Source organism: Candidatus Limnocylindrales bacterium, assembly GCA_035571835.1.
Taxonomy (GTDB): Bacteria; Desulfobacterota; Binatia; order UBA1149; family CAITLU01; genus DATNBU01.
The window spans coordinates 196,545-217,604 of the sequence record DATNBU010000008.1 but is presented as its reverse complement, the minus strand read 5'-3'; the positions used below and the strand labels follow the sequence as shown (position 1 = coordinate 217,604).

General features: G+C 64.8%; 17 protein-coding genes. 7 read left to right on the top strand and 10 right to left on the bottom strand.

Translation table 11 applies throughout. The features are described 5' to 3' along the window. Positions 1-76: 76 nt before the first annotated feature. Complete coding sequence (locus tag VN634_02630) at positions 77-808, bottom strand: hypothetical protein (GenBank protein ID HXC49758.1); 732 nt, start codon at positions 806-808, stop codon at positions 77-79. Between the two features lie 49 nt (positions 809-857). Continuing rightward, on the bottom strand, positions 858-1,247 hold the full coding sequence (locus tag VN634_02625) for a hypothetical protein (protein ID HXC49757.1): 390 nt from the start codon (positions 1,245-1,247) through the stop codon (positions 858-860). A 311-nt stretch (positions 1,248-1,558) separates the two neighbouring features. Here VN634_02625 and VN634_02620 point away from each other — a divergent pair, with 311 nt between their 5' ends. The 4 genes from VN634_02620 (at position 1,559) to VN634_02605 (ending at position 7,752) form a co-directional block, all read left to right on the top strand. Further along, a complete protein-coding gene (locus tag VN634_02620) occupies positions 1,559-2,389 on the top strand; it encodes a hypothetical protein (protein HXC49756.1) in 831 nt (276 codons plus the stop codon). After that, the gene (locus VN634_02615) at positions 2,386-5,478 is read left to right on the top strand and encodes a hypothetical protein (GenBank protein HXC49755.1); all 3,093 of its coding nucleotides are present in this window, start codon (positions 2,386-2,388) and stop codon (positions 5,476-5,478) included. Before VN634_02620 ends, VN634_02615 begins: the two co-directional genes overlap by 4 nt. Positions 5,479-5,562: 84 nt before the next feature. Further along, positions 5,563-6,855, top strand: a complete 1,293-nt coding sequence (locus VN634_02610; GenBank protein HXC49754.1) for a hypothetical protein — start codon at positions 5,563-5,565, stop codon at positions 6,853-6,855. A gap of 165 nt (positions 6,856-7,020) precedes the next feature. Next, a complete protein-coding gene (locus tag VN634_02605; protein ID HXC49753.1) occupies positions 7,021-7,752 on the top strand; it encodes a DUF2238 domain-containing protein in 732 nt (243 codons plus the stop codon). A 4-nt stretch (positions 7,753-7,756) separates the two neighbouring features. Here VN634_02605 and VN634_02600 read toward each other — a convergent pair whose 3' ends face one another. Then, on the bottom strand, positions 7,757-11,077 hold the full coding sequence (locus tag VN634_02600) for a DUF4215 domain-containing protein (GenBank protein ID HXC49752.1): 3,321 nt from the start codon (positions 11,075-11,077) through the stop codon (positions 7,757-7,759). Between the two features lie 155 nt (positions 11,078-11,232). Further along, a complete protein-coding gene (locus VN634_02595; protein HXC49751.1) occupies positions 11,233-12,240 on the bottom strand; it encodes an LLM class flavin-dependent oxidoreductase in 1,008 nt (335 codons plus the stop codon). A 138-nt stretch (positions 12,241-12,378) separates the two neighbouring features. On the opposite strand from VN634_02595, the gene VN634_02590 reads away from it, so the two are divergent. Beyond that, entirely contained in the window at positions 12,379-12,744 is a 366-nt protein-coding gene (locus tag VN634_02590) for a hypothetical protein (GenBank protein HXC49750.1), read from the top strand. 20 nt (positions 12,745-12,764) lie between these two features. Here VN634_02590 and VN634_02585 read toward each other — a convergent pair whose 3' ends face one another. From VN634_02585 to VN634_02565, 5 genes are all read right to left on the bottom strand, one after another. Continuing rightward, on the bottom strand, positions 12,765-13,355 hold the full coding sequence (locus VN634_02585; protein HXC49749.1) for a hypothetical protein: 591 nt from the start codon (positions 13,353-13,355) through the stop codon (positions 12,765-12,767). Positions 13,356-13,383: 28 nt separating this feature from the next. Continuing rightward, a complete protein-coding gene (locus tag VN634_02580; GenBank protein HXC49748.1) occupies positions 13,384-13,974 on the bottom strand; it encodes an NAD(P)H-dependent oxidoreductase in 591 nt (196 codons plus the stop codon). 75 nt (positions 13,975-14,049) lie between these two features. After that, positions 14,050-14,715 carry a VOC family protein gene (locus tag VN634_02575; protein ID HXC49747.1) on the bottom strand — a complete coding sequence of 222 codons (666 nt, stop codon included), beginning with the start codon at positions 14,713-14,715 and terminating at the stop codon, positions 14,050-14,052. Between the two features lie 82 nt (positions 14,716-14,797). After that, positions 14,798-16,447, bottom strand: a complete 1,650-nt coding sequence (locus tag VN634_02570; protein ID HXC49746.1) for a hypothetical protein — start codon at positions 16,445-16,447, stop codon at positions 14,798-14,800. Positions 16,448-16,604: 157 nt separating this feature from the next. Continuing rightward, the gene (locus VN634_02565; GenBank protein HXC49745.1) at positions 16,605-16,979 is read right to left on the bottom strand and encodes a nuclear transport factor 2 family protein; all 375 of its coding nucleotides are present in this window, start codon (positions 16,977-16,979) and stop codon (positions 16,605-16,607) included. Positions 16,980-17,220: 241 nt separating this feature from the next. On the opposite strand from VN634_02565, the gene VN634_02560 reads away from it, so the two are divergent. After that, the gene (locus VN634_02560; protein ID HXC49744.1) at positions 17,221-18,051 is read left to right on the top strand and encodes a hypothetical protein; all 831 of its coding nucleotides are present in this window, start codon (positions 17,221-17,223) and stop codon (positions 18,049-18,051) included. Positions 18,052-18,167: 116 nt separating this feature from the next. On the opposite strand, the gene VN634_02555 is transcribed toward VN634_02560, so the two are convergent. After that, positions 18,168-19,226 (bottom strand): hypothetical protein, encoded by a 1,059-nt coding sequence (locus VN634_02555; GenBank protein HXC49743.1) that lies wholly within the window; start codon positions 19,224-19,226, stop codon positions 18,168-18,170. A gap of 257 nt (positions 19,227-19,483) precedes the next feature. Between VN634_02555 and VN634_02550 the strand changes: the two genes are divergently transcribed. Continuing rightward, positions 19,484-20,899 (top strand): ammonium transporter, encoded by a 1,416-nt coding sequence (locus VN634_02550; protein ID HXC49742.1) that lies wholly within the window; start codon positions 19,484-19,486, stop codon positions 20,897-20,899. Positions 20,900-21,060 lie beyond the last annotated feature (161 nt).

Here is a 21,060-nt window from a genome sequence, read left to right as displayed (position 1 = left end):
CGACTCGCGCCATCGACAACTGCGGCTTCGAGTGCTCTGGCGAGCACGTCGCTGAGATGTCGTCCGGACGGACTCGTCAGCAGCTGCGCATAGCGCTCGAGCTGCGCGTCGGTAATTTCCCGATAGGCGCTTGCGTACATCTCGACGAGCGCGGGATAGAGGCTTTCTTCCATTCGTGAGCGTGCGGCTTCGAGTCTGTCGCGCAGCTCGCTTTCGCCGGTAGCGGCAAGTCCGGGTTCGACCGGTGAAGCGCCGCGAGCACCGCGAGCGACGAGCGGATCGTAATGTTCGTCGTGACTTCTGCCGAGCGCGATGCTGCAAGGATGGCATCGAGAAGGTCTCTCCTCGTTTTCGGCATCTTCTCGAGCAGCACGATCCCTTCTTTCTTGAGCTTCTCGATTCCTTCGCGCGTGCCCGGCGCGGCGATCTCCGCCTTCGTGACGGCTTTGCCGTCCGGGCTCGCGAACCATTCCCGCAGCGCAGCAACGTGCTGTTCGTTGGTCTGCTTCTCGACGACATCCCTTGCGACGCTGCGAAGCCGTTCGGAGGAGAACGCCGTGTCGATGAGGTGTTCGAGGCGCGCGATCTCGGAGCGTTCCGGTTTCTTCGGGCTCTGTTCGATGAATCCGTGAAGTCCGGATCGGACTTCGTCGGCCACCTCGCCGAGATCCTGCCACAGGCCGCTTTCGCGCATCAGCTCTTCGGCGGTCTTCGGGTCGGTCGACGCAAGCGACAGTGCAAAGGTTGCAGCCACCACGGCTGGAATCACCGCGAGAACGAGCCGAGCTCTGGTGGTCAGGTTGCGCATCGTCGCCCCAGCATCGTATTGCCGCGCCGCCTGGCGGCGCGGGCGGGAATCACGCCGGTTTGTTCTCCTGGAAAAGCCAGCGCATCGCTTCGTCGCGGTCCGAGAAGACGGCGATCTCGTAGTGCGCATTGCTGCCCATCATCGCGTACATCCGGGCCATGCCGTAGGCCGCGGATTGTCTGGGCGCGAGCACCGCTGCCCGCGCACCGTTCAGGCGCTCTTCCATATACAAAGGGAGAGCCCGCATGCGCTGCACGCCGGCGCGGGTCAGGTCCACGACTTCGGCTGTCGTAAGGTCGATCAGGCTGCGCCAGCCCGAGCCGTACCTGGTGTTCGCGAGCATGTGCGCCAGGTAGTCGAACAGGTCGGTATCGCCGACCTCACCTTCGAACGTCGCCACCACAAAACGCCTGCTTTCATCGATGCTGTATCGATACATGCTGCCCCGCCTCCGGGGATCCGGCTTCCATGTGCATGCCGGTTCGAGACCAAAGAGAGATCCACAAACAGCGCAAACCTATAGAATGCCGTAAGAAAAAGCGCTCCGGCCACTTCCGGGCCGAAGCCCGTCCGCTCAGGGGTGCAGGCTATGCGACCACGTCGCGGACGCGCTGGTGTCCCCTGCCCAGGGTTTGGAAAAGCTCACTGTTGTATCGCCCTTCTTCCCGATATCTTGCTGGTGCCCAACCCCGGCGACCGGCCCGCGGTCATAAGGCGACCGGGGGAACGGTACGAAGTGAGGATCTCGAAATGACACGAACTGATTGGCCGGCAGGCACAGCGCGCCGGCGACCGACGCTGGCTGCGGCCTGCATGCTGGTTCTCGCGACCGCGCAATGGGCCGGGGCCGGAGCCTGCGGCGACAGCGTAGACGGAAAGCGCGTGGCCTGCGCCTGCGGCGACAACGTCGTAACCGACACCGTGCTCTGGCCCACCGACCCCGTGGTCACCGAACCCTGTTCGGACGACGGGCTCACGGTGTTCGCGTCGGGCAACGTCGACAGTCTCACACTCAATCTCGGCGGACAGAGCATCGTCGGCCGCGGCCACGGCGCCGGTATTCGCGTTGCCCGCGGCGGTCGTCTCGGCGCGATCATCGTCGGCGGCGATCCGGGCGACACGAGAGCCGAGATCGCGCGCTTCGGAACGGGCATCCGCGCCTCGGGGCGCGACGTACTTCGCGAGGTCCGCTCGATTGACGTTCACGACAATGCCGCCGACGGTCTTTCCATTCACGCCAGCGGCGTAAAGCTCGACGACGTCCGCAGCGAGGGCAACGGACGCGACGGCGCGCGGCTGACCGGCCACGGCAATCAGGTTTCGGGAGTAACGGCCCGCGGCAACGCGCGCGACGGTCTCAAGCTTCACGGCAGCGCCGCCATCGTTGCCGCAGAGACCGCCGATAACCGCGGCAACGGGGCTGTCATCGGCGGTCGCGGCAACCGCGTGGAACACATCGTGACGCAGGGCAACGGCGGAGCCGGCGTCATGGCAACCGGCACCGATCACGAGGTGAGCGGGATCCAGGCTTCGGGTAACGCCGGCGGCGATGTCGCCGGACGCGCGGGAGCTGCCAAGTGAAGCCGCGTAACATTCGGACTGCACCGTTTGCCGCTCGCGCACTCGCGGCAGCCGCGATCGCGATCGCGTTCGCCGCGAGCGCAGCCTCGGCGGGAACTCCCGCGACCACCGCCAATGACGTCTGCCCGAGCAACGCCGACCCGTGCAACGTGACCAGCGTCTTCGACGTCACCGCCAACGCGGTGCTCGACTTCGGTACGCGCGCCGTAAACGTGACCGGTGCCGGCGAGTTCGACTTCGGGACCAACAGCGGAAGGATCACGTGTGGCGCTTTCTCGGCGTCAACGACGAGCCCATTCCTCAATGCGGCCGGGCCGGCGAGCTCGGGAACCAACAGCGGATCGGTGCTGCTGCTCGCGCGTCGCCGCTGCACCTCTTCGAACCCCCTGGTTCCCTGCCTCGACATCGGCGACTGCGAGCTCGGGCCGTGCGGTGTCCGGCGATGCTCGAAGAAGAGCACGAGAACGTGCGGGGCCGACGCCGACTGCCAGCTCGGAACCTGCAGCGCGCTGCACCGGTGCTCCGGCTCGACGACGTTCGTGCGCTGCACCACCAACGCCGACTGCGACTACGGCAGCTGCCCCGCGCAGATCACGTGCACCGGTCGCGGCGATAACCCGCTCAACTGCTCGAGCAACAGCGATTGCTCGTTCGGTACCTGCACGGTCGGCACCGCGTCCGTCAACATCGCCGGACCGATTTCAGGAAGCTCCGACAGTCCGGCGACGATCGTCATCCGCGCCGCTGATTCGGTCTCCATCTCCAAGCCGATCACTCTGAACAGCTCGGCGCTCGATTCCGACGGCGGCAGCCTTTCGGTGGACGCGCGAGCGGGCTCGATCACGCTGACCAACAAGATCAACGCGACCGGAGGCGGCAGCTCGCAGGGCGGCTCGGTCGAGTTCAACGCGGGCACCGACATCGTCGTCCAGGATGACATCAGCGTGATCGGCGGAGACTTCGACGGCGGAACGGTCGACCTGACGTCGGGTCGCGACATCACGATCGGGCGCAGCCTGATCGCAAACTCCGCCTCGGGCGCGGGCTTCGGCGGCGAGATCACCATCTCCGCGGGACGCGACCTGTTCTTCAACGGCGTCTCGGCCTCCAACAAGAGCACGATGGAGACCAGCGGCCATACCGACATCGAGAACTTCGCCGGCGACGGCGGCAGCCAGGAGCTCTACGCGGATCGCAATCTGTTGCTCGATGCGAACACCCGGCTGATCGGAAACGGATCTGCGCCGGATGGCTCCGGAGCCGACATTTCGGTGGAGTCGGGCGCCGACCTCACGATCGACGGCGATGTGACTGCGAAGGCCAGCGGGACTCAGGGCGGCGGCGGCTTTGTCGACGCGACTGCCGACGGCGGAGCGGCCAGCATGGGCTCCACTTCCAGCTTCGACGTCACCGGAGGCAGCAGCGGCGGCGGATCCCTCGACATCGACTCCCTCACCGGAGATCTCACCTTCAACGGCAGCGGCGATGTCAGCGGCGGCAGCGGAGGCAGTGGCGGCAGCGCACTCCTGATGGCGAAGCAGAGCGCGAGCGTGGCAGGAACCCTCGTTCTGTCCGGCGTCAGCGGCGGCGACCTGGGAGTCGACGCATGCCGCGTGACGCTCGCGTCGGGCGGACGCCTCGACAGCACCGGAAGCGGCAGCAGCAACACGATGGTCACCCACGACATGATGCAGCTTCTGTCCGGGAGCACGATGAAGGCCTCGTCGGGCGGCACCAACACCCTGCGGTACCGAACCGCTTCCAAGCCGCCTGTGGTGCAGGGAAGCGTCACTCCGACCGCCAGCCTCGTCGTCGATCCTTCGCTGTCGCCGTGCCCGCTGTGCGGCAATCGCACGATCGATGCCGGCGAATCCTGCGACGATGGAAACATGTCGAATGGCGACGGATGCAACACGGAATGCCAGAACGAGAAGTGCATCGCGCAGACGATCTCGCCTGGCTATCCGACCGTCGCGCTGTGCGAGGACGGAGACGTCTGCACGGACGACGTCTGCAACACGGCACTCAGCGGCGGCACGTGCCAGCATCCGCCCAAGAACTGCAGCGATTCGATCTCGTGCACGATCGACTCGTGCGATGCTGCCGACGGAACGTGCCGGCACAGCGCCAGCGATTCGATGTGCAACGACAGCAACGCCTGCACCGACGATTTCTGCTCGCTGACGACCGGCTGCTCGAACACGGCCAACAGCAGTCCGTGCGACGACACCAACCGCTGCACCGAGAACGACGTCTGCGCCAACAAGGCCTGCCACGGCACGCGGATCAACGGCTGCCTGTTCTGCGGCGACGAGTTCGTCAACGGCCTCGCCGGTGAGCAGTGCGACGACGGCAACAACACCGACGGCGACTGCTGCTCGGCGACCTGTCACTACGAAGTCGCCAACAGTCCCTGCGAGGACGGCCAGTTCTGCACAATCAACGACAAGTGCAACGCCACCGGCACGTGCATCACTGGCATTCCGAACACCTGCGCCGATACCGACGCGTGCACCGCGGACTCGTGCAGCGAGGAAATGGCCCTTTGCGTGAACGCGCCGACGCCAAGGGATGCATCCACCTGCCTGGCCGCGCCGGCGACGAAGCTCCTGGTCAAGAACTCGGCAAAGACCGGCAAGGACAAACTGTCCTGGCAATGGTCGGGCGGCGACGGCTTCGACCCTGCAGACCTCGGCGCGCCGACCACTGCGACGTCCTATACATTGTGCGTCTACGACGAGAGCTCCGGGACCTCCTCCATCAAAGCGTCGATCGACATCGCTCCCTCGGCTACGCGGTGGCAGAGCAACGACCCGAGCGTCGTCCAGTACAAGGACAAGGACGGCCTTTCCGAAGGCGTCGTCAAAGCCCAGCTGCGGGCCGGGGACACAGGCAACACGCGGGTCAAAATCGGCGCCGGCGGTGCCAACCTCGCCCTGCCCGCTCCGGCCGGTGCGTCGTTCTTCAGCGAAGACCCGAACGTGATCGTCCAGCTCATCAACGGCGACGGAATGTGCTGGACCAGTCAGTTCTCGCTCGGCGATACCAAGACGAATACGGACAAGCTGTTCAATGCAGCAACCAAGTAGGAAGCACGACGGGCGCGGCACGCTCGGGATGGAGTGCCCGCGCCGGACGGACACGGGCCGTAGAAGCGGGAGGAGAGATCTCTCATGAAGACATCGATGAAAACGTGGAACGCAGCTTTGGCGGCAGCGGTCGTTCTGACTGCGGGCACTGCGCTGGCCACCCCGTCGGCAGCCGACAAGTGCAAGGCGAGCAAGAACAAGGTCGCCGGAGCATATTACGCGTGTCGCGAAAAGCTCGAGGCCAAAGCGGTCGCCAAAGGCGGTACTCCCGACTACAGCACCTGCACGTCCAAATTTACCGACAAGTGGACGGATGCCGAGACAGAAGGAACCGCGGACTGTCCCGACAACGTTGCGCTGCCCGCAAGCGCCGCCTCGTACATCGCAGGTCAGGCCACCAACACCGCCGGCGTTCTTGCCGGCAACGGCTTCCCGAGCTGCGGCGATGGCGTGATCAATACGGTCGGCGAGCACTGTGACGGCAGCGACCTCGACGGACACACCTGCGCATCGTTCGGCTTTTACGGGACGCTCGCCTGCACGGCGGGCTGCGACTTCAACGTAAGCGCGTGCACCACGACTCCTTCTCCGGCCGTGGCGCCTGCGCAGCAGGCGTCGGCTACAGCCGTGAGCAACGGCGACAAATGCCGCGCCGGGAAGAACAAGGCCGCAGGGGCCTACTACGCATGCCGGAAGAAGGCCGACGCGACGGCACTCAGCAAAGGCGGCGCGCCGGACTACACCAAGTGCGATACGAAGTTCAGCGAAAAATGGAATGCAGCCGAAGAAGTCGGACAGGGAACGTGCCCCGACAACATGACCGGACTGGATGTCGGAAATTACATCTCGGCCCAGGCGACCGAGGTCACGGAGATCGTCGCCGGAAGCACGGACATTCCGGTCTGCGGCGACGGCGTGGTCAATGCCGCCGGCGAGCAATGCGACGGAGCGGCGCTCGACGGGTACACCTGTTCGTCCTTCAACATGAGCGGCACGCTCGCATGCACCGTGGATTGCGACTTCAACGTGAGCGGATGCTCGACGTGTCCGCCTTCCGGCGTCACGTTCGGCGGCGGATGCTGGCTGCTCGGCGCGGCCGCGGCCGACTGCAACAGCACCTGCGCAGCGTTCGGAATGGTTTATGACGACAAGACCAAAACCGTGGCCGGCAGCGCCGGCACGGATTCGAACTGTATCTCGATCCTCGATGCCCTCGGCACCACCGGCGACGTGCTCGACAACCCGGGAGGATCCTGCACGACCGGCCTCGGCTGCGGTGTGAACCTGGAGTACGGATATCGTGCGCGCTGCGGAACTCCCGACACGGATGCGACGAGCGTCTTCTCGGATGTCCATCGCGCGTGCGCGTGCAAGTAATCGGCGGGAGAACCGGGCGTACGGATCGTCCGCCCCTCCACGCGTAAATCATCGATTCGCGAGTGACGGCCCGGGCCGCGCACGTGAGCCCGATCCAGCCGGCCGCCGGGATTTCCGAAAGAAGCGCCGCTTTGCTGATGGCGTGAAACCGGGGATAACCGGCGCGTGCCGCAATCCACGCAAATCCAGGTCTCCCGCCGGTCCTATCCGCTCGTTCTGTTCGTGCTTCTGGTGCTGATCACGATAGTCCTCGGAATCTCGCCGCACGACCGCGCGGACTGGCTTCTCGAGAACGCCCTGATGCTTGGCGGCGTCGCCATCCTGGTCGCCACCAGCCGGTCGTTCCCGCTGTCGAAAGTTTCGTACACGCTGATCTTCGCGTTCCTTTGCCTGCATTCCGTCGGCGCTCACTACACCTACGCGCTGGTGCCGTATCACGACTGGCTCGAGGCGCTCGGCGCCGCACCGGCCGCCGAAGGCCGCAACCATTACGACCGCTTCGTACACCTCTGCTACGGTCTGCTGCTCGCCTACCCCGTGCGCGAAGTCTTCGTGCGCGTGGCCGACGCCAAAGGTTTCTGGGGCTATTACCTGCCGCTCGACGTCGTCATGGCGACGTCGATGCTCTACGAGCTCATCGAGTGGGGCGCTGCCGAATTCTTCGGCGGAGATCTCGGCGTCGCCTATCTCGGATCTCAGGGCGATCCGTGGGACGCGCAGAAAGACATGGCGCTGGCCGCGCTCGGAGCCATCGTCGCAGTGCTCGTCACCGCGGCGATCAACTGGCATTTCCAGCAGGACTTTGCGCGCGCCTGGGCCGAGAGCCTTCGCGTCAAGCACCGCGAGCCGCTCGGCGAGATATCGCTCGCCCGAAACCTCGAGGCGCGCGAACGCTGAAGAATTAACGCAGCGTCACGTGCAGCTTCGGGCTCCCGTCGTAAGGCAATCCATCGATGCCGGTCGCGTCGAGAAGATGAATCCTGAAATCGCGCGCCTCCGGTGGGCTGTGGCGCGAAAAATGGAACGTGCAGGACATAATCTCGGCCGGCCCCTTGAAGCCGTTCAGCGAGATGCTTCCGACCATCAGGTCTGCCGTCTCCGGTGCACCGGCCGCGGAAAAAACGCCCAGCAGGTGGCTGCTGCAATCGTTTCGTCCGTGGTCGTCCCGGAACGTACCGAGCTCGGGCGGGAAGCTGACGGCGAACTGCATTGATCCGAACGTGCTCCGGTCATCGAAAGAAAAGGCGACCGTCGTGGAAGCATCGGCCACCGGCGCACAGGTGCGATGCGGCAGTCCCTGCACGGCAACCCTGAGCGCCATCTGCGCATCGATCACCGTAACCGTTCCATTGCCGTTCAGGTCACAGACGGCGATCGAACACTCGTTGGCGAGGCCCACCGCACAACGAAGGACAGTCAGCGCATCCGACGCCGAGTACGAGGACTGAAACTGGTCATCGTCGCAAAGAGGTACGAACCGGCAGTCGTTCTGACACGGATGGAACGGAATCGGCGGCCTGGCCGGGTCGCATTCTTCCACGCCGAGCGACACGTAGCCGTCGCCGCAAGTCGCAAGGCGGCAACCCGCGACGCAGCCGTCGTAGTCGCTGGTGTTCTGATCGTCGCACTCTTCGTGACCACTCCACAGAAAACCGTCACCGCAGCGCGCCGGCCGGCAGCCGGTCGTACAGCCGTCGTCGTTAGAGGAATTCCCATCGTCGCAGGACTCGATGCCTGCCTCGACGTAGCCGTCGCCGCACTGGGCGCGGACGCAGCCGGGCAGACACGGGCCGTCGAACGTCGTGGCACCGTTGTCGCAGGACTCGACGAACGGAAGCCGGAATCCGTCGCCGCACGTCGCGATGCGGCAGCCTTCGACGCATTCGTCATCGGACAGGTCGTTGCCGTCGTCGCATTCCTCGCCGTCGTTGAGGATGCCGTTGCCGCAGCCGCTGACCGTGCAGTTGCTGTCGCAACCGTCGCCGCTGATGTCATTTCCGTCGTCGCACTCTTCGGCTTGGTCGACGTTGCCGTCGCCGCAGTGGAAGTCCGCGGCGGCGAGCATCAGATTGCGCTCCGTCCATCGGGGCGGCTCTGCGTATTGAGAGACAAACTCGTGGCTCTGCCACATCGCAAGCCACGCACCGTTTTGACCCGCGGCGACGAGGGGCGAATCCTCGATCGCCGAATCGGCGGACGCTCCGGCGTTGACCGCTGCCGGCCAGCTCCAGGTTGCTCCTGCGTCCGTCGAAGTCGCGCGAAGAATATCCGCGTCGGTGCCGATGCGGCCTCCGAGAGAGTCGTAGGATCTCCACACGACCATCGCCTCGCCGGCAGCATCGATGGCAAGCGAGGGACTGTCGTCGGTGGCGCCGTCGGTACCTGCATAGCCGTTGACGGCCAGCGGCTGGGACCAGCTCACACCGTCGTCCTCGGATCGCAGCACGAAAATGTCACCGTCGGCATCGTCGGAAGAGACCGACCTGCTCGCGAAAGAGATCAGCCAGCGGTCAGCGTCGGCATGGCGTAGATCCAGTGATCCCACGGGCACATTCGGACTGAAGTCGAACCACGTGCGGTCGTAGTACCCCAATCCTTCGAGCTGAAGCAGACGCTCGGGGGCCTCCCACGTACGACTCGTGCTCGTCGTTCGAGCGGACCAGATCGCATGGTTCTCGACGGTCTGCCATGCGACGACCCACGTGCCTTGGCCGTTGGTATCGACGCTGATGTCGACGCCGGTCTCCGATTTGCCGAGCCAGATCTGCTGCCCCGGGCTCCAGCTCGCTCCGTTGTCGTTGCTGAAAGCGGCAAACACGGCTTGCTCCTGCAGTCGTGGCCAGTCGCCGCGCTGACTCGCGGACACCACCCATGCGACCGCCCACGTCCCTGAACCGTCGGTCGCGATCGCGCTCTGGCTCGACCAGAAAGAAAACTCTGCGAACGACCACGGAAGCGATGCGGGGACTGCGTACGTCTCGTGGTCCCAGTCAACTCCGCTGCTGCTCGAGATGACCACGCGCACGTTCCCCTCTCCTCTCGCTTCGGAAATCATCGTTGTGCCGTCCGGCGCTGCCGCCATCTCCTGGCCGCTCATATCCAGACTCGCGGGGTTGCCGGGGACCCAGTGACGGCCGTTGTCTCTCGAGCGTGCGAATACGAAGTATCCGTCCAGATGGTCGTCATACGAATGGAAGAACAAAAGCGAGCGGCGCAGCCAATTGCCGGCGCCGTCGGAGGTCAGCAGATCTTTTCCCGCGGGAGCCAACTCGATTCCGATCTTGCGCTCTGGACCGAACTGCGGCGCATCGTCGCTCGGCGGCAGCGTCGTTGTCGTCGTTGGCGGTGCAATCGCGTCGGGATCGACGCTGATGACCCGCCCGACGCGACCTCCCTGCAGCGGCGAATACCAGTACACCGTGAAAAGTCCGGGAGTCTCGTTCGTCGTCGTTCCTGCCTCGTACGTCTCCGCAGCGAATCCGTCGCTTACATCGATCACGGGGCCGAGTACGCTGCCGGCCACGTCGATCATCCGCGCCTTTACGGGTCCGTTACCCCAGTTTTCCGGATCGTTGACGATCCACGTGACGAGCACGTTGCCCGCTTCGTCGATTGCGGGCATTTGCGGCCACGTGCGTCGGTCGTACGGATTGGTCAGACGAACAGCGGAGGTGCGCGGCTCACCGTCGTAGTCGAGCCACTGTCCGGTAACGAGGTCTCCGTCGTCGCCGGTCGTCCATTCGATCGCGAACAGGCCGGCGGTCGCATGCACGGCCATGGTGAAGGTCAGCTGATTCGGCCGGGTCGTGAAGTCTCCGAGTTGCTGTCCGGCTGCATCGAAAGTCCGGATCCGCGCAGTCGTACGGCTGTAGTCCGGCAGCTCCTGTCCGACGAGGAACGTTCCCGCGCGCGTGCAGCGGATCCACGTGCTCCAGACTTCCGAGTCGAGCGGAATCGACGGCAGTGAAGTCCCGGTCGAATCGGTTCGTTCGACGAAAATACGAGCCGGATCACCCGCAGTCTCCGCCGGAATCGAACGCAGGCGATTGGTCGTTCCGTTTCCATCGCGACAGAGCGCGAACGCCTCCTGCGAATCCGGAAGCACGACGTTGCCGGCCAGGAACTCGTCGCCGACCGGTCCGGGTTCGGCTGCGCCCGATGGGCTCGCGGCACCGAGACAAGCAAGAAGCAGGAGCGAATAGTAGGACGACCAAAGTTTCATAGGTTACCGCGTGAGGTGTTTCGCAGCGGACAAAGTCGCGCTTTGTACTACGGCGTCACGCGTCGTCACAAGAGCAACGCCACCCGTGCCGCATTCCCGAACCTGCACGCACGAACTCCTGCCAGCCTCGGTCCGACCGGCAAGTGATCTCGTGCTCAGGCGATCGCAGCCCGGATGGTAGCGATCGACATCATCGACGGACCAAGGATCTCGCCGGGAGCATCGCGCGAGCCCGGCACCACGCGGCAGAAGTCGAGGCCGAGGTCGCGAAGCCGTTCGAAGCGCTCTCGCGCGGCTTCTGCCGGCCCGACGATCGCGAAATTGTCGATGAACTCGTCGCTGAGCTTTTGTGCGTGGTCGGCGTCGGCGCGGCCGTGCCCGCGATGATCGTAACTGCGGCCGAGGTGCTCGGCGGCTTCGCGCAGCGTCGGGTCCATCGACTCGGTCTTCATCCCGCTCATTCCGGAAAAGTGCGCGAACACGGAAAGTCCTCCGCGCACGGCGTCGCGCGCCGCGACGATGTCGTCGTGCACGACGGAGTTGATCCACGCTCCGAGCTCAAGCTCGCCGGGATCGCGTCCCGCGGCAGCTGCCGCGGCTCTTGCGGTCTCGATCGCACGCGGCAGCCGGACTTCGTCGGCGCCGAGCGCAAATACGATGCGGTCGGCATGGCGCGCGGCCATCTCGATGACTTTCCTGCCGGTCGCTGCGACTTCGATCGGAACCTTCGGGACTTTCGCATCCGCGAACCATTCGAGACGGCTCGGCGTGCCGTCGCGGTCGACTTCTTCGCCGCGCAGGTAGGCCTGCAGACGCCGGACGTAGAGCTCGAGCTCGGCAACCGGCACCGGCTCGCGTCCGATCTTGGCGAGCGAGGAGTCACCGCGCCCGATCGCGCACATTGCACGACCGCCGCTCTCGACCTGCAGCGCGAGCGCGGCCGACGCGGTCACTGCAGCATCGCGAGTTCCCGGATTGGTTACGCCGGTACCGAGCTCGATGCGGCTCGTATCGCGCGCGGCCAGCATGAGCTGGCCCCAGACTTCCGGCGTAAGGTTCTGCGTGTCGGCAAAGACGAGGCTGTCGAAGCCGAGACCTTCGACCATCTGCGCGAGCTGGGAGGACGCGCCGGGAGCGGGAAACAGAAGAACGCCGAGTTTCATGGCGGGACTCCAGGGCCGGATGAGGCCGTCGTTCCTAGCATCCGCTCGCGTTGCTGGCGACTGCACAATGGCCCGGCGTCGAAGTCCCGGATGACAGAAGCCTGGCCGCCCTGTACACGCTCATCCCGGAGGGCCGCCATGTCGCACGATGATCGCCCGCTCGGCAACGTCGCCAACAAACTGCTGTTCGAGAACGAGCACGTTCGCGTGTGGGAGATGACGCTCGCGCCCGGCGAATGCTCGGACCGTCACCATCACGATCTCCCGTACCTGCTATGCGTGCTCGAAGGCTCACGGCTCGATGCCGAGATCGACAACGTCGGCCGCGTCGAGATCCCCGTGCAGCGCGGAAGCGTGTTCTTCGTGCCGCCCGGAGCCACGGAGACGGCGATCAATGCCAGCGACGATTTCTTTCGCGAGATCCTGATCGAGCTCAAGCAGGCGACCGGCGGCGAGGCGGAGTACGCGGTGGCGAATGCACCGGAGCCGGGCTCACGCCCGTAGGCAGACGCTGGCAGACGCAATCAACTCCGCGGGCCGTTCGACGATCCGTACACGAAGCAGCGCATGCTCTCCCGCAACGCGAGAGCGCCGTGCATGTATAATCCTGCGAGCCACAGCGGCGCGTGAAAAACGTCGGTGTGACGGTACGCGGCCAGTCCCGTCGCGCCGACGAGGCCCTCCCCGACCATTCCTCCGATTCCCATCAGCAGCGCCAGCAGCAGCAGCCATGCCCGCTCGTAGCTGACGATCCAACGCGCAAGGAATGTCGCGTAGAAGATCCAGCACAGAAACACCGGCTCGCGACTTGCGAATCCGCTGATCAGGTAGAGGCACGCGAACAGCACGAGCGATTCGACAAAGGGCCGCACGCTTCCGGCAGACTGGCTCCGCTGCGTCGGCATGGCCCGCGAGACGCGTGAGGCAAGCAGTATGTATCCGGCCACCATCGCGAGAAACGTCAGAATGAATTCCGGAAACACCCACCATGCCTGGCCGAAGAGCCACGGGTCGCGGTAGGAGATCGTCCCGGTACGGACATGATTGGCATCGCAGAGCGTTGCGACGGTCGCGCCGATCAGGACGACGACGGCAATGCCGGTGCTTCGGGCCATAGATCTCGTCACGCGACCAGTACGCCGATCAGTACGGCGGAGCCTTGCGCTGCCGCTGCGCTTTGGCGGCCTCGATCCACCATACGAGATCGTCGGCGAAGCGCGGGAACGCATGCTCGAGCGACTTGCCGCCGTCGCCGAGCGGTTCGCCTTCAGCGGACAGGCTTTGCGCAATGGGGCCAACCGCGATCGTGCTCGAGATTACGATCATCCCCATCTCCGACAGCGTACCGTGCCAGGCGGTTGCGGCGCGCGCTCCGGCGAAACGACCAGCCGAGTAGCTTGCGATCGCAGCCGGGCGCCAGAACCACTCTTCCAGGAAATGATCCGTCAGGTTTTTCAGTCCGGGCTGCACGCCCCAGTTGTATTCGCCGGTGACGAAGACGAACCCGTCGGCCGAACGGATCTTGTTCGCGAGCTGCTCGAGGGCCGGCGGTGCTTCGCCTTTCGGATACTCCTTGTACATGCGGTCGAGCATCGGCAGGTTGATCGCCTTGGCGTCGATCAGCTCGACATCCTCGCCGCGACGGCGCAGCCCCCGGACCACGAAGTCCGCAAGCCGGATTCCCATCCGGTCGGAGCGGTACGAACCGTAGAAAACCAGAATTCGGTTACTCATGGCAGATGCCCGGTGGCCGCGATTGCGATCGCGTGCGGTTCAGCGGCCGCCGTTGAATCGTACGCGTGCAGTTTCCTATTGCGGCAACGGCTTGCCGGCCTGCTCGTGAACGATGTATTCGGCATACCATTCCGGCCAGTTTGCATCGCGCTTGCCGGTCCTCTTCTCGTGCTCGCCATGCGCTGCCTCGGCGCGCCGAAGCGTGGCCGCCAGGTCGGCCACCGATGCAAAGGTCGTATCCCCGTCCACGCGGCCGGCCAGCCGTTCGGTTACCTCCTGCAGCAGCCAGCCGTTGCCGTCCGGATCGCTGAACGACGCGTACGTGCGGTAGCTGCGACGCCCGGTATCGGGCCCGGCGATCCGGATCCTTCCGAAGAGGTAGGGCTCGTCGTTGCCCGCGTACGCATTGTCTGCGCCGTGAAACGGATCGCTGACCTTCGCGCCGCGCGACAGCAGATCCTTACGCGCAGCCTCGATGTCGGAGACGATCAGGTACAGCCCTCTCGCAGAACCAGGCACGGCCGCAGTCACGTTCGTGCCGAAGATGATCGAGGCGCCCGAGCCTGGCGGCGTAAACTGAATCACGCGCCAGTCGTTGCCGGACACAAAGTCCGCATCGAGTCTCCAGCCGAGGCCGGCGTAGAACGCCTTGGCACGCTCGACGTCCGAAACGGGAATGACGACGACCTCGAGCTTCATGTCGATCGAGCTCGCCGCCGCGGGATTGGTTGGAGTTGTCATGGTTCGCTCCTCTGGTTGGCCCCCGCCCCGGAAGAACAATTGCCTCCCGACCGCCAGACTTCAAGCAGGCGTGCCCCGGGGGCTAGTGAAGCAACAGTTTCGCGCGGTCGATGGTGTAGCCATGGCCGACGCGCCGCAATTCCCGGTTGAAGTCCATGCCTGCGAGCGAAAGTTCATCGACACCCTTGATGGTGTAGAACTGGATCGCGTCCGATTCCGGCACGTACGGCGCTTCGTAGAGCTTCAGGCCCTTGTACGTTTTCCCCTCGCGCGGCTTGCGATCGACGAACTTGCCGTCGCAGACCTCCGGAAAGGTCACCGAACCGATCGGGCCGAAGCTCATCTCGTCGCTGTAGAGCCAGCGGTAGAAATCCTCTCGGTTGTTCTGCGCCCAGATCTGGTTGGCCACGCGTGCGCCCGTGTGGCGAAACGCAATGTAGTACTGGACACCCATGATCTGGTCGTTGCCGTCGCCTTTCGGATCGAACACGTCGTAGCAGTGCGACACGTTGCGGTACGTGACGATGCCCTTCATGCCGTCGGACGTCGACGGCAGCAGCTCGCGCAGCTCGGTCAGATGCCCGTTGCCGATGCGCGTGCACCCGTGCGAGACCGGACCACGGCTGGTCATCGAGACGCGCGTGAAGGGCTTGCCGCTTCGGCTTCCTTCGGTGACCGTCCGCCATTCCTTGGGCAGCAGCGCATGTCCGCCGATCCAGTTGCTGATGCCGGTGTTGTGGATCGCGTTGTACTCGATGCCGCCCACGTACTGGTACGGCAGCATCGGCATGAGCCCGTAGTAGGGCTCCGACGAGATGTAGTCGATCATCCCGAGAAAGCCCTTGCCGTGCATGCGCGGGATCAGCGGCCAGATGCCGCCCGTGGTGATCTCGGGGATGATGTGGCCCTTGTACGTCGTGGTCTTGTCGTAGGTTCCCGCCGGATAGATGACCGTGTACTCGTAGTAGTCGAGCTTGCCGTCGTGCACGGCGTAGATCCCGCCCGTGATGTCGTCGAAGAAAGCCTGCGCCTTCGGGCGGAAGCCGGCCTTGTCATCGGCCTTCGCGAGCCCGACGAGCTCGCCGAGCGCCGCATCCTGCGCCGGCGTCAGACGGTCTACAAACACCCGGTGCGGAAAGATTGCGTTGGCGAGGTCGAGTTTGGCATCGATGCTCGCGGGCGGCTCGCTTGCCTTCAGCAGCGCGGCGAAGTCGTCGAGCATGCGCGTAAAGTCTTTCTGGATGTGAAAGAGCCGGTCCGGCGACATCTGTGCGAGCGTGCGCAGATTCAGCTCCCGCCATTCCTGGGCAGGAAGCGTCGCTTTCTTGCGCGCATGCTCGGTAAAACCCGCCTCGGCAAATCGCTTGTCGTAGGTCTCCCACGAGGTGTTCGTCGTCAGCGTGATGACCTTGGCGTCGATGACCTCCTTGTAGAGATCGTGGCGGGCCACCTGGTCCGGAATGTAGTTGTCGATGGTTGCATCCGAGAGCACGAGCCGCAGGCGCAGCTGGTTGCCGCGCCCGAGATGGATCTTGATCCGGCCTGCCTGCTGCTCACGCGGAACGAAACCGGTGTAGAAGTTGGGCTGGTAGTCGTTGAAGAACACACCGTAGGGCGTGCCGTTCGTCCACCGGTCGCTGCTCAGCGCCTGGGCGTTACCGGCGGAGAGAGCTACCGAAAGAATTGCGACGCTTCCTGCGAGAGTTCCGATGATCGATCGTTTGCTGAGCATGCGTGGGTTCTCCCCGGGATGGCCTGAAATGCCAACTGGGCCGAGCCAGGGCAAGTTCGCGGAAGTTCATAGCGGGCGGACTCGTTACACCAGCATGCCCGACGTCTGCGACTTCCCGAACCGGTCCTCCCGTGCGCCGGCATGTCTGTATCCGTCGTCAAGGAAAGATCGATCGCACCGCCGCCGAATCGAGGTATTCGTAGAGCCGCTCGATCCTGCCTTCGGCGAAGTGCACGACGAGGCATGCCGGAAGCTCGAGCTTCTCTCCGCTCGCGCTCGTCCCGTGCAGAAGATGGCGCTGCACGAAGCCGCCCGCGAAGAACTCGCGCGACTGGATCTCGTAGCGGCGGTCCGTAACGCGCGCGATGAACAGCCCGAGCAGCCGTAGGTTCTCGTCGCGCGTCTGCGTTCTCCGGGTCACGTTGTGCCAGATCTGCGCGTCCGGCGCGTAGATGTCCCGGACCGACTCGAGGTCCCCTCGTTCGATGGCCGCAAAGAATTCCGAAGCGATACGGTCGAATTGTTCTTTCATACGACTCCAGGGCGACGCCCGAAGGAACGTACCAGCGGCGATGCTCCGACACCCGTCGAAAACGGCATCACGGCTCGATCCAGCCACGTGCAGCGCCGGGCCTGCCATCGGCAAATTCAAGAGCGATTCAAGATCTTCTCAAAGTCTCCTGGGCCTCCTGCGGGCAAGCTGTCCTCATCGACAACACCCTTTGGCCCTCTCCTCGAGGGCGGGGAACACGTCCGCCCAAGGAGAAAAGCCAATGAAGTCCCATCGAATGATCCAGACGACCACCATCGCGACGGCTCTCGCGGTCATCACGTTCGCGGCGAGCACTTCGCTGGCCGGCCCGAGCGCCGAGGACAAATGCCAGGCCGGGAAGAGCAAACTCGCCGGTTCTTACCTCGCGTGCCGCGAGAAGGCCGAAGCGGCGGCGGTCATCAAAGGAGGCGCGCCGGACTTCAGCAAGTGCACGGGTACGTTCGGCGAGAAATGGGACGACGCCGAAAACAAGGTGGTCGCAGCCTGCCCGGACAACGTGACGACTACGCCGATGCAGGCATATCTCGACGCGAAGGCGACCGAGGTTGCCGCCATCATCTCGGGCGCGCAGGGCATTCCCACGTGCGGCGACGGCGTGGTCAACGCGGTCGGCGAGCACTGCGACGGAACCGACACGGACGGCTATACGTGCGCGGACTTCGGCTTCGCGGCCGGCACGCTCCTGTGCACGGCCGGTTGCGACTTCAACCGCGTCGCATGCAACCAGTGCACCGGTCTCATGTATTCGGGCAAGTGCTTCTTCTTCGGCGACTACGGACAGAGTTGCGATCAGGCCTGCGCAGCGCAAGGCAAAGTCTACGACGCTGCTACGCTGACGACGGCCGGCAGCGGCGCCGGCGACAACGGGACGAACTGCTCGGACCTTCTCGACCAGCTCAATGCTCCCGGGCCGAGCGATGCGACGGCGACGACGTGCGCGTCCGGTTTTGGCTGCGCAGTAAACCTGACCACTCCCCTCTGGTGTAACAGTCCAGCGACGACGTCGACGGCATCCAATGCCAACGTCGCGCGGGTCTGTGCGTGCCATTGAGTTGATCAGCGAGCTTCGTACTCGCCAACGCGCCGCGAGTCGGTGCGCAACGAACCGCACGCCCGCCACTACCGGCGGGCGTGCGGCGTTACGAGTGGGAAAGTCGCTACGAAACTTCAGCGCGCCATCAGGCCGCGTCCGGTCACGAGCGGCAGATCGAGCGCCGACAACAGGCCCGGCCGCGCGGCGCAGACCGCCGGAATCGCATTGACCAGCCGCGTCGCCGTCACGACCACACCGCCGACCGCGTGGTCGCCCCGCTCGTCTTCGAATTCGAATTCGAGCCGGAGCGCAGGATTGCCTTTGATGAGCACGCGGTAGCTGCCGCGGCCGGTCGGCCACTCCGGCGCAAGATCGTCGTCGATGCGTGTCACGTGCTCGACGACGAGGCGCGCAACCCCGTCCACCATGCCGCTCACTTCGAATCGAAGCGCCCCCATCGTTCCCGTCTCGACCGTGCGCGCGCCGATCGTGACCGGTCGAATGGCCGGTAGCCTTTCGAAGCTCTGCGTCACTTCGTCGAGCTCGACGCCGAGTCCTTCGGCGAGAAGACGAACCGTGCCTCCCCACGCAAACGCGAGCGTTCCGGGCGTGAGCAGGATCGGCGTTGCATCCATCGGCTGCCCGAAGCCCATCGTATCGAACAGGACCTGCGGCTGGTCGTAGGTGGCGTAGTTGATGATTTCCTGGATGCGAATTTCTTCCCAGCTGCCGCACACTCCCGAGAGCACGAGCGGAAGCACGTCATTCGCAAAACCGGGATCGACGCCCGAGGTCAGAAACGACACGCCGCCCTTCTCGCACGCCCCGGCAAGCCGGTCGCGCACCTCCGGAAAGAACGACGCCGGATGGACAAGGGGCACGACCGAGCTCGACACGACGTTCTTGCCCGACTCAAGGATGCGGCAGATGTCCTCGATGGCTTCGAACGGCCGAAGATCGGCTGTGGCGGTGTAGCAGACGCAGTCGGCATCGCTCGCGAGCAGCGAGTCGGCGTCGTTGGTTGCAGCTACCCCGGTCGTGCCGCGACCGCAGAAGCTGCCGGCGTCGCGCCCCGCCTTCGCGTCGCTGTGAACCCACAGGCCGGAGAGCTCGAGGCCCGGATGATCGATGATGTGCCGCAGCGCGTACGCGCCGACGTTACCGCTGCTCCACTGGATGACTTTGATGCTCATGATGTCTGCCTCGAACTTGAACACGCTGCCTAACCGCTAGGCATCGCGGCTGCAAAAAGCTTCGGCACGAAGGCCGTGCCGCGCCTCCGTACCCGCAACTGCCGGGAATTCCAGCATGCGCAGCGCTCTGCACAGCCGCGCGTAATCTGGCATTCCCGTTGCTTTCGCGTCTGCGAACTCTGACCGGGGCCACTGGCTTCAGGTTCAGCAAGCCAGCCGCACCTGCTCGCAAGCGGGGCGCAAAAAAGGAGTAGACCATGAGACATCCATTTCGTTTCCCCCTTGGCCGTCTGCTCGGCGTTGCCGGCATCGCGGCGATGATGGCAATGCTCGCGGCCGCACCGGCGTTCGCCGACGAAGCCGCACCGGTCATCGACAGCGGCGATACCGCGTGGGTCCTCGTCTCGTCGGCCCTCGTGCTGATGATGACTCTGCCCGGCCTCGCGCTGTTCTATGGCGGTCTCGTCCGCTCGAAGAACGTTCTGAACGTGCTGATGCAATGCTTCCTGTCGGCCGGCATCGTCGGCGTGCTGTGGATCCTCATCGGTTACAGCCTCGCGTTCGGAACCGGCAATGCGTGGATCGGCGACCTTTCCAAAGTCGGTCTTGCCGGCGTCTCGCTGGACTCGGTTACCGCCAACTTCGCGACGCCGCCGCGCAACATCCCGGAATACGTGTTCATCATGTTCCAGGCGATGTTCGCGATCATCACGCCCGCACTGATCCTCGGCGCGATTGCCGAGCGCATGAAGTTCAGCGCATGGTGCGTCTTCATCTCGGTCTGGCTGCTGGCGGTCTACTGCCCGATCGCGCACATGGTCTGGGGCAGCGAAGGCTGGCTCTTCAAGGCCGGCGCGATCGACTTTGCCGGCGGCCTCGTCGTGCACATGTCGAGCGGATTCTCGGCGATCGTGGCCGCGATGATGCTCGGCAAGCGCAAAGGCTTCGGCACGTCGCCGATGCCGCCGCACAGCCTTCCGCTGTGCATGATCGGCGCGGGCCTGCTGTGGACGGGCTGGTTCGGGTTCAATGCCGGCAGCGCGCTTTCGGCGAGCCCGCTGGCGGGCCTCGCATTCCTCAACACGAGTACCGCAACTTCGACGGCAGTGGTCGTCTGGGCGCTCATCGAATGGATTCACCGCGGCAAGCCGACCGCGCTCGGCGGCGCGACCGCTGCAGTGGCGGGCCTGGTTGCGATCACGCCGGCGTGCGGCAACGTCTCGCCGCTCGGATCGATGGCGGTCGGCGCCGGTGTGTGCGTGGTTTCCTACCTTGCCTGCACGTTCCTGAAGCCGGCGCTCGGCTATGACGACTCGCTCGACGTGTTCGGAGTGCACGCGCTCGGTGGAGCATGGGGTGCGCTCGCATCCGGCGTCTTCGCGGTCACGCTCGGCTCGGGCGTCGAGACCAACGCGCAGCAGATCCTGATCCAGCTCAAGGGAATCGGATTCGTCATCGTGTTCGCACCGGTGATGACGTTCGGCATTCTTACGGCGATGAAGCTTGCGTTCGGATCGCTGCGCGTCGGCGAGGAAGACGAGTCGACCGGCCTCGACCTGTCGGAGCATTCCGAGAGCGCGTACGCGCTTGCCGGGCTCAGCCTCTCGTCGATTGCGGAACACGAGTACGAGACGGCCGAGCCGGTGCGCGTGCGGACGCAGCAGCTCGCGTAACCGGCAACGAGAACGCACGCCCCCGACTATTGCTCGGGGAAATGACGGGCCGGCGGAGAGATGCGCCGGCCCGTTTTTTTGATTGCTGCGCCGCGCCTCCCGTCACGCGATCGAAGACATGATTCGCAGTCCCCCGGCCGAGCGTCAATGCTCGCGATTCG

Bases quoted from the DNA above. Each gene is read 5' to 3' on its own strand.
- VN634_02630 (HXC49758.1), bottom strand. From the start codon at position 808: ATGCGCAACCTGACCACCAGAGCTCGGCTCGTTCTCGCGGTGATTCCA.
- VN634_02625 (HXC49757.1), bottom strand. From the start codon at position 1,247: ATGTATCGATACAGCATCGATGAAAGCAGGCGTTTTGTGGTGGCGACG.
- VN634_02620 (HXC49756.1), top strand. From the start codon at position 1,559: ATGACACGAACTGATTGGCCGGCAGGCACAGCGCGCCGGCGACCGACG.
- VN634_02610 (HXC49754.1), top strand. From the start codon at position 5,563: ATGAAGACATCGATGAAAACGTGGAACGCAGCTTTGGCGGCAGCGGTC.
- VN634_02600 (HXC49752.1), bottom strand. From the start codon at position 11,077: ATGAAACTTTGGTCGTCCTACTATTCGCTCCTGCTTCTTGCTTGTCTC.
- VN634_02595 (HXC49751.1), bottom strand. From the start codon at position 12,240: ATGAAACTCGGCGTTCTTCTGTTTCCCGCTCCCGGCGCGTCCTCCCAG.
- VN634_02590 (HXC49750.1), top strand. From the start codon at position 12,379: ATGTCGCACGATGATCGCCCGCTCGGCAACGTCGCCAACAAACTGCTG.
- VN634_02585 (HXC49749.1), bottom strand. From the start codon at position 13,355: ATGGCCCGAAGCACCGGCATTGCCGTCGTCGTCCTGATCGGCGCGACC.
- VN634_02580 (HXC49748.1), bottom strand. From the start codon at position 13,974: ATGAGTAACCGAATTCTGGTTTTCTACGGTTCGTACCGCTCCGACCGG.
- VN634_02575 (HXC49747.1), bottom strand. From the start codon at position 14,715: ATGACAACTCCAACCAATCCCGCGGCGGCGAGCTCGATCGACATGAAG.
- VN634_02570 (HXC49746.1), bottom strand. From the start codon at position 16,447: ATGCTCAGCAAACGATCGATCATCGGAACTCTCGCAGGAAGCGTCGCA.
- VN634_02565 (HXC49745.1), bottom strand. From the start codon at position 16,979: ATGAAAGAACAATTCGACCGTATCGCTTCGGAATTCTTTGCGGCCATC.
- VN634_02560 (HXC49744.1), top strand. From the start codon at position 17,221: ATGAAGTCCCATCGAATGATCCAGACGACCACCATCGCGACGGCTCTC.
- VN634_02555 (HXC49743.1), bottom strand. From the start codon at position 19,226: ATGAGCATCAAAGTCATCCAGTGGAGCAGCGGTAACGTCGGCGCGTAC.
- VN634_02550 (HXC49742.1), top strand. From the start codon at position 19,484: ATGAGACATCCATTTCGTTTCCCCCTTGGCCGTCTGCTCGGCGTTGCC.